Below are 14,310 nucleotides of genomic sequence, written 5' to 3'. Positions count from 1 at the left end.
GTCACCTCGTCTCTTCCTGACGCTCCTTCGCTCTTAGCTGACCGCAAGCAGCATCAATGTCATGGCCTTGCTCTCGTCTAATCGTTACGTTTACGCCGCGTTCTTTCAGCGTTTTTTCAAATAGGAAGATTTGTTCTCTAGGTGTTCTCACATAATCTCTCTCTGGTACATAGTTCACCGGAATGAGGTTTACATGGCACTTGATTCCTTTTAATAGATCTGCAAGTTCTTCCGCATGGTGAACTTGATCATTTACTCCGCCAAACAGGCCGTATTCAAAGCTGACACGTCTACCCGTCTTTTGAATGTAGTATTCGATGGCTTCCATTAATTTTGGCAGCTTATATGCCTTATTGATCGGCATCAGGCGGCTTCTGATCTCTGTGTTCGGTGCGTGCAGGGATACAGCAAAGTTGATTTGCATTTGCTCATCAGCGAATTGGTAGATCTTTGGAATGATTCCGCTTGTCGAAACCGTAATATGACGTGCACCAATGTTTAAGCCATTGTCATGGTTGATGATTTTAAGGAATGCAAGCATTTCTTCAAAGTTATCAAACGGTTCGCCAATTCCCATGATGACAACAGAGCTGACTCTCTCATCTGTTTCGTCAAGTGCCTGCTGTACTTTTAATACTTGTGCAACGATTTCTCCTGCTTCAAGGTTTCGTTTTAAACCGCCAAGTGTAGATGCACAGAATGTACAGCCAATTCTACAGCCAACCTGAGTCGTGACACAGACAGAGTTTCCATATTCATGTCGCATAAGCACTGTTTCAATTGTATAGCCATCATGTAATTCAAATAAAAACTTGATCGTTCCGTCCTGAGACGTTTGTTTGATCACGGTTTTTAAAGTTGTGATTGTAAATTGATCTTTTAATTTTTCTCTTAAATCTTTGGAAAGGTTAGACATTTCATCAAAGGATGTCACACGTTTCTCATAAAGCCATTCAAAAATTTGAGCTGCGCGGAAAGGTTTTTCGTCTTGTTCTTTTAACCATTCTTTCATTTCGTGAAGCTCAAATGAATAGATCGACGGCATATCTGTTTTCAATTCTTTTCTTACTTTTTGTTCTGTCATTTTTTATCCCTTCTTTCTCATGCTGCAAATAAAGAAACCATCTGTTCCGAAATAATGAGGAAGAATTTGTACACTTCCGTTTTGAACAAACGGAGCAACCTGCTCAGGCAGCCGTTCATTAAGAGATAGATCGGGTTCGAAGTCTTGGTGTTCTTGTAAAAACGCATGAATCACTTGTTGATTTTCTGTTGGGTCCATTGTACATGTACTATATACAAGGGTTCCGCCAGGCTTTAAAAGCGGAGCTGCTTCTTTTAAGATTGCCTGCTGAATAGCAGCAAGCCTTGCTGAGTCTTCTGGAGACTTTGTATATTTCATATCTGGTTTTCGTCTGATGACGCCAAAACCAGAACACGGCGCATCAATCAGAATACGGTCAAATGAAGCTTCGCTGTAATAGTCTTTCGCTTTCCTTGCATCAAGCGCTTTTGCCTCAATCTGAGTCAGGTTCAGGCGTTTTGCTGCTTGTTTGATGAGTTTCACTTTGTGTTCATGTAAATCAAGTGAAACTATTTGTCCTTCGTCGTTCATACGCTCTGCGATATGTGTTGATTTTCCGCCTGGAGCCGCACAGGCGTCAAGCACTGTTTCTCCCGGCTGAGGGTCTAGTGCTCTTGCGACAAGCATTGAGCTTTCATCTTGAATGGTCACATAGCCTTCTTGAAAAGAAGGGGTTGAGACGATGGACCCTTTCATCAGCTTGAGTGCATCTTCAGATAAGTCGCCGAGCTCCGTTTCGATTCCTGCATCCAGCAGTTCTTGCTGCAGTGCTGCGCGATCCGTTTTCATTTGATTGACACGAAGGGTTTGCTTTGGCGGTACTAAATGAATGCGGCACATGCTTTCTGCCGCTTCAAATCCGTACGACTGAACCCATTCCTGCACGAGCCATAATGGGTGGCTTGTCTCAATTGAAAGCCGCTTGACCGGATCTTTGATGTCATCAAAAGCTGGAACGCCTTCTCTTTGCACGGAACGAAGAACGCCGTTCACAAGTGAAGAAATGCCCTTGTGCCCTCTCTTTTTCGTTAGCTCAACTGCTTCATGGATGGCAGCACGATCCGGAATCTTTTCAAGATAGACCATTTGATAAAGAGACATCCGCAAAAGCTGCATGACCCACGGAGCCACTTTTTGCGGTTTTTTCACAAATGGTGCCAGCATATAATCTAATGCCAGCTTATTTTGCAGTGTACCGTACACAAGCTCTGTTAACAATGGTTTGTCCTGATCTGCCAAGTCTTTGTCTTTCATGACTGACTGCAAAAGCAAATTACTGTAAGCTTGGTTTTGTTCGAGTTTGATTAAAGCGTCCAGCGCTACTTCTCTCACATTACTTTTCTTCATTCATTAACCCTAATTTCTGTCCAATTTCGATATTTGCGCCTCTTAGGAAGTCTTCGCCGCTCATCTTTTTCTTACCACCTGGCTGTACACCTGTTAATAAAAGGCCTTGCTTATTTCCAGTTCCAATGACCGGACCTTCTTTTTGAAGCTCAATCACTTTCCCAGGTTCTTCTTGCGCTTCGAGTGGAACTTTTTTCGCTTCCCATACTTTTAGATGAGCCCCGTTCCATTCAGTATAGGCAACTGGCCACGGATTTAAGCCGCGAACTTGGTTGTAAAGCTCTTCTCCGGTCTTTGTCCAGTCTAACCTTTCCTGCTCTCGCTTTATATTAGGTGCGTACGTTGCCGCTTCTTCATTTTGCGGAATTGGAGAAATAGATCCGCTCAGAACATTCGGCACAGTATCTTTCAGCAATGCAGCGCCTGCTACACTTAATTTGTCATGCAATGTACCGACATTATCTAATTCGTCGATTTCTACTTCTACTTTACTGATCATGTCCCCTGCATCGAGACGTTCCACCATGTACATGATCGTGACGCCTGTTTTCTTTTTGCCTTGAAGGATCGCATAATGGATCGGCGCGCCGCCTCTTAATTCTGGCAGCAGTGAGGCATGAACATTGATACAGCCAAACTGAGGTTCATCCAGTAATCGTTTTGGTAGAATTTGTCCAAATGCCGCCGTTACAATTAAATCGGGCTTTAATGCAAGCACTTTATCAATTTCTTCATCAAGGCGCACCTTTTCAGGCTGCAGCACAGGAATGCCGTGCTTTAAGGCTTCTACTTTCACAGGAGGCGGCGTGAGTACTCGTTTTCTGCCTTTCGGGCGATCTGGCTGCGTGACGACCCCGACAACTTCGTATCCTTCTGTTATGAGTGTTTGCAGCACAGGTACTGAGAAATCAGGGGTTCCCATAAATACAATACGTGCCATTTTCTTCACCCTTCCATTTCCGCAAGTTCTTTTTCTGTATAGGTTTGAATGATTTTCGACGTGAATAATATGCCGTCTAAATGATCAATTTCGTGCAATAAGGCTCTTGCTAAAAATCCTTCTGCTTCTATTGTAAATGGTTTGCCTTTCTTATCAAAGGCTTTTACCTTCACATAGCTCGCTCTTTCTACTGTGCCGTATAAAGATGGAAAGCTCAGGCAGCCTTCCATATCTGTTTGACTTCCTTTCACTGCAAGAACCTCGGGATTCACTAAATCAATTCTGCCAGATTCTTCTCCGATATCGACAACAGCAATTCTTTGTGAAATGCCGATTTGTGGTGCTGCTAATCCGACTCCATCCAGCTCAAGCATTGTATCATACATATCATCAAGCAGTTTTTTGAGCTTTTTATCGAACGTATCGACAGGGTCTGCCTTTTGTTCAAGTACTTCTGCCGGATGTATGACTATTGGTTTGACTGCCACTTAAAGCCCTCCGTTTTACATCATCATATATGGATTCATATCTATTGAAATCATCAATTGTTTTTGTTCCATTTCCTTTTGATAATGATCTTGTATTTTCCGTAGTAAACTTGCCAGTTCATTTTCCCTTTTGTATTTTATCACGCATTGATATCGATATCTATCTTTGATCTTAGCAATTGGTGATGCAGCCGGACCAAGGATTCTTGTATTCGGTGCACAGTTCATTTTTAGGAACTGGACAATTTGATCAGTGACATGTGCTGCCTTCGTCACTTCCTCGTGTGATACTGTCACCATCGCCAAATAGTAATACGGCGGATAGGACTGGTGGCGGCGATGCAGCATCTCCTGTTCATAAAAGGTTTCATAGTCATGCTGCTTCGTTAATTCAATACTATAGTGAGAAGGCGTATACGATTGAATGATCACAGAGCCCGCTTTTTCATGTCGTCCTGCCCTGCCGCTGACCTGCGTGAGAAGCTGAAATGTTTTTTCACTTGAACGAAAATCAGGGATATGAAGAGACGTATCCGCACTGAGAACACCAACAAGTGTGACATCTGGGAAATCTAACCCTTTTGCTATCATCTGCGTCCCGAGCAAAATATCCGCTTCTTTATTGCCAAAAGACGTGAGAAGCTTTTCGTGAGCACCCTTTCGCGACGTTGTATCCACATCCATTCGGATCACTCTTGCCTCAGGCAGTACTTTTGTAAGCTCTTCTTCTACACGCTGCGTACCCGTACCAAAATAGCGAATGTGCTCACTGTGGCATTCTGGACATTCTGTCGGCACCGGTGCTTCGTGACCACAATAATGGCATTTCAGCCGTTTTTGATAGCGGTGATAGGTGAGAGATATTTCGCAATGAGGACATTGCTCCACATATCCGCAATCACGGCACATCACAAAGGATGAATAGCCCCTTTTATTCAGAAATAAGACGGCTTGTTCTTTTCTTTCAAGCACTTCTTTTAATCTGAGCATTAATTCTTCTGAAAACATGGACCTGTTACCATTTCTCAATTCTTCTCTCATATCAATTAACGAAACGTGCGGCAGCTGCTGCTGGTTGACGCGATGCTTAAGCTTCAGCAATGTAAACACGCCTTTTTTGGCACGCGCGTAGGTTTCAAGCGAAGGCGTTGCGCTGCCTAAAACGACTGGACATCGATGCCTTCTTGCTCGTTCAATGGCGACGTCCTTGGCATGATAACGAGGCATTTCTTCTTGTTTATAAGAAGATTCATGCTCTTCATCTATGATAATCATGCCTAGATTTTCAAATGGAGCGAAAACAGCAGATCTCGCGCCCACGACAAGCTTGACTTCCTTGCGGTGGATTTTCCGCCATTCATCATATTTTTCCCCTGTCGATAAGCCGCTGTGAAGTACAGCCACATTTGAGCCAAATCGTTCTTTAAACCGCTGAACCATTTGAGGGGTTAACGAGATTTCAGGAACGAGGACGATCGCTTCTTTTCCTTTTTGAAGGGCATGATCAATCGTCTGCAAATATATTTCCGTTTTACCGCTTCCTGTCACCCCGTGCAGCAGAAAGGTTTCATGCCGGTCATCACTGACTGCTTGATGAATATGTTTTGCCGCTTCTGCTTGTTCTGGCATGAGATCAAGTGAAGCAGATGGTGTAAACGCCCGGTCACGATAAGGATCCCGGTAGACTTCTTCATAGCTTTCTGTTAGCAGCCCTTCTTGAATAAAGGTATTAAGCGTTTGAGAACTCGCACCTGTTTGCTGCTGCAAGTCTTTCGCTAAAAAGGTCGTCTCACTCGCTTGAAGCAAAAAGGAGAGCAGTGCCTTTTGTTTCACCGCATTTTTCTTAAGCTGCTGCTGTTTTTCTTCAAGCTTTTCTTTCGATGCAGCTAGTTGGAGCGTGCGCACCTTTTTCTTTCCAGATTTTTGCGAGACGTGATACCTTACCTCTAGATGACCTTTTTGGACATGCTTTTGAATCTGTTTTAGTTGTTCGGCCGGGATGTCAGCGTAAAGAATGCTATCTCGCTGACCGAAAAGCTCTTTCAATGACTGCGGAAGTTCTTCATCTGACAGCATCTGAATTTCTTTTTCATACTTTGCCTTCATGGCTGCAGGCAGCATCGATTGAAGTGCCGTAATGTGATAGGACAATGTTTTTTCCGTCAGCCAGTGGGAAAGCTCCAATAGCTCATCTGTCAGAACAGGTGATAAATCAAATAAATCGACAATGTCCTTGATGCTTCCTGTCTTTACGTCTGTTTCGTCTTTGACTTTTGTCACAAACCCTTGAATCTTCCTCGGGCCAAAGGGGACGACCACCCTCATTCCCGCTTTGACGAGATCTTTGAATCGATCTGGTACACGGTAATCGAATGGCCGGTCAATGGCTTTCGTTGTGACATCCACGATGACTTCAGCAATCATGCTCGATCACGCTCTTTTGGCAACAGCTGTTTTGCCTCCTTTAAGATTTCAAAAGCGAGGTCTTTTTTGCTCATCATCGGCAGCTCTTTTGTTGTACCATCTGCTTTGATAATTGCTGCTACATTTGTGTCTGTGCCAAAGCCTGCACCTTCTTTTGTGACGTTGTTGGCCACAATCATATCTAAATGCTTGGATTCGATTTTCTTTTTCGCATAATATGCTACATCCTGCGTTTCAGCTGCAAAACCGACAAGCACTTGATGCTCTTTTCTTTTCCCCAGTTCTTTTAGAATATCTTTTGTCCGGGTGAATTCAATCTCTAAGGCGCCGTCCTGTTTTTTCATTTTATGAGGATATGAGGTCACAGGGGTATAGTCGGCGACCGCTGCTGATTTAATGACAAGGTCCGCCTCCTCGTACACATCTAATGTGGCTTGATACATGTCCTCTGCCGATTCAACGTGCACCACATGTACATGGTCAGGTGCAGTTAAAGAAACAGGTCCTGAAATGAGCGTGACATCAGCCCCCATTTGCTGCGCAGCCTCTGCAATCGCATAGCCCATCTTTCCTGACGATCGATTTGTAAAGAAACGCACAGGATCGATGACTTCTCGTGTAGGACCTGCTGTCACCACGACTTTTTTACCTGAAAGCGGTAAGCTTTTTGGCTCTTCGAAAAATGCACGGATGTGCTCAACTATTTTTTCAGGCTCCTCTAATCGCCCTTTTCCAATGTAGCCGCAGGCTAAATAACCTTCACTCGGCTCAATAAACCGGTAGCCGTCCTCATATAATGTGCGAATGTTCCGCTTTACAGCCGGGTGATCATACATATGCACATTCATAGCTGGTGCGATCCATACAGGAGCAGTTGAAGCAAGTAAGGTCGTCGTGAGCATATCATCTGCAAGCCCTGCCGCCATTTTACCAATCGTATGTGCTGTTGCAGGGGCAACAAGAATGAGATCGGCCCAGTCAGCTACGTCAATATGCGCAATGACTTTTGGATTGTTTTCTTTAAATGTATCCACATACACCTCGTGTCGAGACAGTGCTTGGAAGGTAAGCGGAGACACAAACTCACGGGCAGATTCTGTCATAATCACTCTTACATTTGCGCCCGCCTGTACGAGTTTACTAGTAAGAGCAGCTGCTTTATATACGGCGATTCCTCCGCTGACACCGAGTAAAATATTTTTTGACTGTAACATTAGTTTGTCCCCCTTAACGGCCTTTTTCACAAATTCGTCTACAATTCAAAAAAGTCAAAACCAATCATAGTTTTGACTTTTTTGAACGTATCGTATCTGCATAGCAGAAGCGATGTGTTATTCTTGATCCTCTTTTTCAAATGTCAAAAGACCGGCATCGATTTCTTCCAGTGCTTTACCTACAAATTTGTAAGACTTCGTATTTTCGATTTGCTGATCTTGGTGGATCTGCATTTCACGTGCACGGCGTGCAGACACTGTCACAAGTGTGTATTTTGAATCAAGTTTGTTCATCAATGAGTCAATTGAAGGATCTAACATGGTTTATTCTACCCCCAGCATTTTTTTATATCTTGGTGCGACTCTGTCTCTGCGCAGGTGTTCTGCAAGGACGATCGCTTTGATTCTTTCACAAGCAAGCTCGACATCATCGTTTTCCACGACATAGTCGTAAGCATCCATCATTTCAATCTCTTCTTTTGCAGCATCCATTCGATTTCGAATGAGTTCCTCAGACTCTGTACCACGTGTAATGATGCGGTTCTGAAGTTCTGAAAGACTAGGCGGCGCAAGGAAAATAAAAAGACCTTCTGGGAATACTTCTCTTACTTGAAGTGCACCTTGCACTTCAATTTCAAGGAAAACATCTTTTCCTTCGCTTAATGTCTGTTCGACATAGTCAACAGGCGTGCCGTAGTAATTCCCGACATACTCTGCCCATTCTAACAGCTTTTTGTTTTCAATCATATGTTCAAATTCTTCCCTGGATTTAAAGAAATAATCGTCACCATTTCTTTCACCTTCACGCGGTTTGCGTGTCGTCACAGAAATAGAGTATTCAAATTTCGTATCTTTCTGGGAGAAAATGGCTTGTCTGACCGTTCCTTTTCCAACTCCCGAAGGTCCAGAGAGAACGATTAAAAGTCCTCTTTCTTTCATAATGGCGTATTACCCCTGCCCTTCATCTATGATTTCTTCTTTTACAGAAAGTCTTTGCGCGACAGTCTCAGGCTGAACGGCAGATAAGATGACATGGTCACTGTCCATAATGACAACAGCACGGGTTCTTCTTCCGTATGTAGCATCTATGAGCATGCCTCGATCTCTTGCGTCTTGTATCATTCGTTTAATCGGTGCTGATTCCGGACTGACGATCGAAATCATCCGATTCGCTGAAATGATGTTTCCAAATCCGATATTGATCAACTTTATGGTCATCTTCTAATGTCCCCCTGTATTATAAACGTCTCTAGTCTCGCCGAAAGAGACGTACTGTAAACAGCATACACAATGACTATTCTATATTTTGCACTTGTTCTTTTATTTTTTCAATAGCACTTTTCATTTCAACCACCAGCTTAGTTAAATGATGATGGTTCGCTTTTGAGCCAATGGTGTTCACTTCACGGTTGAGCTCCTGTACAAGAAAATCAAGTTTTCTGCCGGCAGCACCGCCTTGCATCAAGATTTGCTGGAATTGCTGAAAGTGACTTTTCAATCTCGTAATCTCTTCTGTAATGTCACAGCGGTCAGCAAAGATGGCAGCCTCTGTTGTCAATCTGCTTTCGTCAAGCGCCTCTCCGATCCATTCTTGCAATCGCTGATTCAGCCTGTCTTTATACTGACTCACAACCTCTGGTGCAAAGACTTTGATTTCTTCTGTATAGGCCTCTAATTCAGAAAGCCTCAGCTCACAGTCTTTTTGAAGTGATGTTCCCTCCTGCTCTCTCATGAAGCAAAGCTCCTTGACAGCCGTTTCACAAGCATCCATCAGCAATTGCTCTAATTGCTCATTTCGGCTGGCCGACTCTTCTACTTGAACGGCATGCTCCAGCCCCAGTAAGTCATGTGCATGCTGAATGCTTGAAATGCGATAGCGCTTCTCGAGGTCTTTTGCGGCTTTCATGTATTCATCAAGCAGCGGCCAGTCGATCTGCAAGGACCGGCTTGCTAGTTTACCGCCTTCAATCGTGACAAACAGCTCAATTCTACCGCGCTGCACGTGACGAAGAATGATTTTTTTTAATGTGTCTTCGAAATATAAAAGCGGCCTCGGCAAACGGGCATGAACCTCTTTAAAACGGTGATTGACCGATTTTAGCTCAACTGACACTGTCAGTTCTCCATCCGTTTTACTCGCTTGGCCGAATCCCGTCATACTGCGTATCATGTCAAAACACCCAATTCTTTCATATTAATAAAATGAAAAAGGTAATAGCAGACACTATTACCTCAAAATTATACCATAACGAATTATTTTTTTCTTGTCAAAAGTGATCCTGCCAGTAAAAAAGTTGGCAGTGCAGACATACCAATGATCAGCAGCCAATCAATTGGTGCAATGGCCACCGTTTTGAAAATCGGCTGAAGCGGCGGATAATAAATGACCACAAACATAAGTAAAAGTGATGACAAAACCGCACCGATCAAGTAAAGATTCCCGAATGGATTGCGTTCAAAGATGGATCGTTCACTGCGGCAGTCAAATACATGAATGAGCTGCGCCAAAACAAGCGTACTAAATGCAACAGTCTGTGCATATTGCAGGTTGTTTGGATCGCGGTGATACACAAACATAAATGCTAAAAGGGTTGCAAGTCCGATGAGGAATCCTCTAGATACAACCTTCCAGCCGAGTCCTCTAGCAAAAATGCCCTCTTTCATGTTCCTCGGCTTTCGCTTCATGACATCGCCTTCTGGCTTATCCATGCCAAGTGCCATCGCGGGAAGACCATCTGTGACAAGGTTGACCCATAAAATTTGAATAGGAACGAGAGGAAGCGGAAGCGCTAGAAGCATCGCAAACAGCATAACCAAAATTTCTCCCACATTTGAAGCCAGCAAATAGCGGACAAACTTACGAATGTTTTCATAAATATTCCGGCCTTCTTTAATGGCTGATTTAATGGTCGCAAAGTTGTCATCAAGTAAAATAAGAGAAGATGCTTCTTTGGCTACGTCTGTTCCAGTGATGCCCATGGAGATGCCGATATCTGCTTGCTTAATCGCAGGCGCATCATTGACCCCGTCACCTGTCATCGCTACAATATGTCCATTTTTTTGATAGGCCTTCACAATTCTCAGCTTATGCTCCGGTGATACCCGTGCAAAGACGTATACATTTTCAGCCGTTCGCTCAAGCTCTTTGTCACTCATCTGATCCAGCGCTTGTCCGTCGAGCACCTTTCCTTGCTTTGGTAAAAGGCTCAAGTCTTTTGCAATCGCTTTGGCTGTTTCCACGTGGTCACCTGTAATCATGACCGTTTTTATACCAGCATCCCTGCACTCTTTAATCGCTCGTCTAACTTCAGGACGAGGTGGATCGATCATGCCCTGTAACCCGATAAATGTTAAATCGGTTTCAGCCTGCTGGACAGAGGTGATTGTTTCTGTCAGACCAACTTTTTTATACGCAATGGCAATCGTTCTCAGCGCTTGTCTTGCTAAACCTTGAATCGCAGCCTCTGTTTCTTGCCTGTGAGTGGTTGAAAAAGAGGCTGTACGGCCGCCGTGCATGATATGGCTTGAACGGTTCATCAGGACATCCGGCGCACCTTTTGCAATGACATACCGCTCTTTTTGATTCGTTTCGACGACGACTGACATCATCTTTCTTTCTGAATCAAAAGGAAACTCCTCTACAACGTGAAATCCGGCTTCGATGAATTGCTCTGTAAACCCTGCTTTACGTGCAGCGGTGAGAAGTGCCCCTTCTGTCGGATCTCCATCGAGCCTCATTTCGCCATCTTTTTCAACGATGGTCGATGTATTACAAAGCGCCCCGTATAATAACACCTTTTGCAGGCTTGGATGTTTATCTACATGGACAAGTTCTCCGTTTAAGGTGAAATCACCAGATGGCTCATAACCCGTACCAGAAATATTCCACGTTTTGCCCTCTGCCCATACATGTGTCACAGTCATTTTATTTTGCGTCATTGTCCCTGTTTTATCTGAGCAAATGATCGACGCACAGCCAAGTGTTTCCACCGCCGGGAGCTTTCTGACAATCGATTTTTGTTTGATCATCCGCTGCACCCCTAAGGAAAGTGCGACGGTTACAATCGCCGGCAGTCCTTCAGGAATGGCAGCAACCGCAAGAGATACTCCCGCCAGGAACATATGATACAAATCATGTCCTTGCACAACGCCAAGAACAACAACGAGCACCGTTAAAAATAAAGCAGCAACAATCAGGATTTTCCCCAGCTGTTCGAGACGTCTTTGCAGCGGTGTTTCCATATTCCCTGCTGCATCCAGCATGCCGGCAATTTGTCCCATCGCTGTATTCATTCCTGTACCAATGACAACGCCCACGCCGCTTCCTCTAGTGACAAGCGTCCCCATAAAGGCCATGTTCGTCAAATCTCCAAGCGAGACATGGTCTCGTGAAAGCGGACTTGCGTGTTTGACCGCAGGGATGGACTCGCCAGTGAGAGCAGACTCCTCGATTTCTAAGCTCTTTGTTTCTAGTAATCTAATATCTGCCCCAATCCGGTCTCCGCTTGAAAATTTCACAATATCCCCTGGTACGAGATGTTTAGACGGGATCTTGACCCATTCATTATTTCTCCTTGCATACACATGCGGGGTTGATAATTCCTTTAGCGCTTGAAGGGATTTTTCCGCCCGGCGTTCTTGATAAAAGCCGAGCACTCCATTAATCAGAACAATCGCTACAATTGCTACAGCATCAATGTATTCGCCTAAAAAGGCAGAAATGATCGTTGCCGCAAGCAAGATTAACACCATAAAGTCTTTAAATTGCGCTAAAAAAATGATCAGAGCTGACGCCTTTTTCCCTTCCTGCAATTCATTAGGCCCGTGTTTTTCAAGCCGTTTTTGTACATCTTTTTCTGACAGTCCGTCACCTATCGATGTATTCATTGTTTTTAATAAATCGGTTTGGTTCAGTTCATGCCAATTCATTTGACCTCGTCCACTCCTCTTTTGTTCTCTCTCATATGCAGTGTTCTATAAGCCAGTTTATTCAGACTCGTCCTAATTCATGCTATAATAATAAGACTGCCTAAAGAACGAAAAACGGAAGGTTCTTTCAGTAGATTTGTGTGAAAGAAGAGGGTGTATCCAACATGTCATTTGACGGCATTTTTACATATGGTATGACAAATGAATTGCAAGAGACATTAACTGGCGGAAGAATTTCAAAAATTCATCAGCCATATAAGCACGAGCTGATTTTTCATATCCGGGCAAACGGAAAAAATCACAAGCTCCTTTTATCCGCTCATCCTAGCTACGCTAGGGTACAGCTCACAGAGCATCAATATGACAATCCAAGCGAACCTCCAATGTTTTGTATGCTCCTCAGAAAACATCTTGAGGGGGGATTCATTGAGCGTTTTGAACAGATTGGATTTGACCGGGTGATCGCACTTCATGTACGAAGCCGCAATGAAATTGGCGATGAACAGACTCGAAAGCTCTACATTGAAATCATGGGAAGGCATAGTAATTTGATTCTTGTCGAAGATGACACGCAGCAGATCATCGATGGCCTGAAGCATCTTTCTCCATCTGTGAACAGCTATCGAACGGTACTTCCTGGTCACGAATACCTTCTGCCGCCTGCGCAGCAAAAATTGAATCCGTTTGAAGTGACGAAGGACGATATTTTAAAGCATTTACGCTTTCAGGAAGGAATGATCGCAAATCAAATTGTCGATACATTCTCTGGGGTTTCTCCACTGTTTGCAAAGGAAGCTGTACACAGGGCCGGTCTTGCCAATCAGGAAACGATTCCAAATACACTGCTCGACATGTTCCAGCTTATTCGCATGCATTCCTTTACCCCGCAGCTCACTAGAAAAGACGGGAAAGAATATTTCTATTTATTAGAACTTCAGCATGTCCATGGCGAAATGAAGACATTCGACTCTCTCAGCCAGCTGCTTGACCGCTTTTATTTCGGAAAAGCTGAAAGAGACAGAGTGAAACAGCAGGCGTCTGACCTTGAACGGTTTGTCGTAAATGAAAAAAAGAAAAATGAAAACAAGCTCAAAAAACTGAAAAGAACCCTTGAAGAATCTCAACATGCCCATAAATACCAGCTCTATGGCGAATTGTTAACCGCCAATTTATATGCCATCAAAAAAGGGGATAAAGAAGCGACTGTCCTCAATTATTACGATGAAGAAGGCGGAGAGATCACGATACCGCTCAAAACAAACAAAACCCCTTCTGAAAATGCGCAAGGGTATTTCACAAAATATCAAAAGGCAAAAAATGCAGTAGAAGCGGTCAATGAACAAATTGAGCGGACGCATGAAGAGATTGCTTATTTTGAAGAGTTGATTCAGCAGCTGTCCTCTGCCTCACCGAAGGATTTAGAGGAAATGAGAGAAGAACTTATAGAAGGAAAATATTTACGGGCCAAACAAAAGCGCAACGCCAAAAAGAAAAAAACAGCGGCCATTCAGCTTGAAACGTATGAATCGTCTCAAGGTATTCCGATCTTAGTCGGAAAAAACAACAAACAAAACGAGTATTTGACCACAAAAGCGGCTGCCCGTGATGATATTTGGCTGCATACGAAGGATATTCCTGGATCACATGTCGTCATCCGTCATCAAGCACCTGATGAACAGACGCTGCTTGAAGCGGCTCAAATCGCTGCCTACTTCTCGAAGGCAAAAGAGTCGAGCTCCGTTCCTGTCGATTACACGAAAATCCGTCATGTGAAAAAACCAAATGGAGCAAAGCCCGGATTTGTGACGTATGATCAGCAGCAAACATTATTTGTCACGCCTGACGAAGATTTGGTTCTAAAGCTGCGAAAATAATAAAAGCCGA

12 protein-coding genes are annotated in these 14,310 nt (G+C 43.8%); 1 reads left to right on the top strand and 11 read right to left on the bottom strand.

Translation table 11 applies throughout. The features are described 5' to 3' along the window. Position 1 precedes the first annotated feature (1 nt). From rlmN to C6W21_RS03130, 11 genes are all read right to left on the bottom strand, one after another. Positions 2-1,084, bottom strand: a complete 1,083-nt coding sequence (rlmN, locus tag C6W21_RS03180; protein ID WP_034662441.1) for a dual-specificity RNA methyltransferase RlmN — start codon at positions 1,082-1,084, stop codon at positions 2-4. Between the two features lie 3 nt (positions 1,085-1,087). After that, positions 1,088-2,431 (bottom strand): 16S rRNA (cytosine(967)-C(5))-methyltransferase RsmB, encoded by a 1,344-nt coding sequence (gene rsmB, locus C6W21_RS03175; RefSeq protein WP_106049285.1) that lies wholly within the window; start codon positions 2,429-2,431, stop codon positions 1,088-1,090. Then, positions 2,418-3,371 carry a methionyl-tRNA formyltransferase gene (gene fmt / locus C6W21_RS03170; RefSeq protein WP_106049284.1) on the bottom strand — a complete coding sequence of 318 codons (954 nt, stop codon included), beginning with the start codon at positions 3,369-3,371 and terminating at the stop codon, positions 2,418-2,420. Before fmt ends, rsmB begins: the two co-directional genes overlap by 14 nt. 5 nt (positions 3,372-3,376) lie before the next feature. After that, the gene (gene def / locus C6W21_RS03165) at positions 3,377-3,859 is read right to left on the bottom strand and encodes a peptide deformylase (protein ID WP_106049283.1); all 483 of its coding nucleotides are present in this window, start codon (positions 3,857-3,859) and stop codon (positions 3,377-3,379) included. A gap of 15 nt (positions 3,860-3,874) precedes the next feature. Further along, the gene (priA, locus tag C6W21_RS03160) at positions 3,875-6,283 is read right to left on the bottom strand and encodes a primosomal protein N' (RefSeq protein WP_106049282.1); all 2,409 of its coding nucleotides are present in this window, start codon (positions 6,281-6,283) and stop codon (positions 3,875-3,877) included. Continuing rightward, complete coding sequence (coaBC, locus tag C6W21_RS03155; protein WP_106049281.1) at positions 6,280-7,497, bottom strand: bifunctional phosphopantothenoylcysteine decarboxylase/phosphopantothenate--cysteine ligase CoaBC; 1,218 nt, start codon at positions 7,495-7,497, stop codon at positions 6,280-6,282. Before coaBC ends, priA begins: the two co-directional genes overlap by 4 nt. Before the next feature lie 117 nt (positions 7,498-7,614). After that, positions 7,615-7,818 (bottom strand): DNA-directed RNA polymerase subunit omega, encoded by a 204-nt coding sequence (gene rpoZ / locus C6W21_RS03150; protein WP_003211647.1) that lies wholly within the window; start codon positions 7,816-7,818, stop codon positions 7,615-7,617. 3 nt (positions 7,819-7,821) lie between these two features. Further along, positions 7,822-8,436, bottom strand: a complete 615-nt coding sequence (gene gmk / locus C6W21_RS03145) for a guanylate kinase (protein ID WP_106049280.1) — start codon at positions 8,434-8,436, stop codon at positions 7,822-7,824. A 9-nt stretch (positions 8,437-8,445) separates the two neighbouring features. Continuing rightward, entirely contained in the window at positions 8,446-8,715 is a 270-nt protein-coding gene (gene remA / locus C6W21_RS03140; RefSeq protein ID WP_008344898.1) for an extracellular matrix/biofilm regulator RemA, read from the bottom strand. 76 nt (positions 8,716-8,791) lie between these two features. Further along, a complete protein-coding gene (locus C6W21_RS03135; RefSeq protein ID WP_106049279.1) occupies positions 8,792-9,667 on the bottom strand; it encodes a YicC/YloC family endoribonuclease in 876 nt (291 codons plus the stop codon). Between the two features lie 83 nt (positions 9,668-9,750). After that, positions 9,751-12,426, bottom strand: coding sequence for a calcium-translocating P-type ATPase, SERCA-type (locus tag C6W21_RS03130; protein WP_106049278.1), 2,676 nt, complete (start codon positions 12,424-12,426; stop codon positions 9,751-9,753). Between the two features lie 164 nt (positions 12,427-12,590). On the opposite strand from C6W21_RS03130, the gene C6W21_RS03125 reads away from it, so the two are divergent. Then, positions 12,591-14,300, top strand: a complete 1,710-nt coding sequence (locus C6W21_RS03125) for an Rqc2 family fibronectin-binding protein (RefSeq protein WP_106049277.1) — start codon at positions 12,591-12,593, stop codon at positions 14,298-14,300. Positions 14,301-14,310 lie beyond the last annotated feature (10 nt).

This window comes from Bacillus sp. NMCN1 (assembly GCF_002998085.1).
GTDB lineage: Bacteria > Bacillota > Bacilli > Bacillales > Bacillaceae > Bacillus.
The sequence above is the reverse complement of the archived record's forward strand: the minus strand, read 5'-3'. Positions and strand labels throughout refer to the sequence as shown.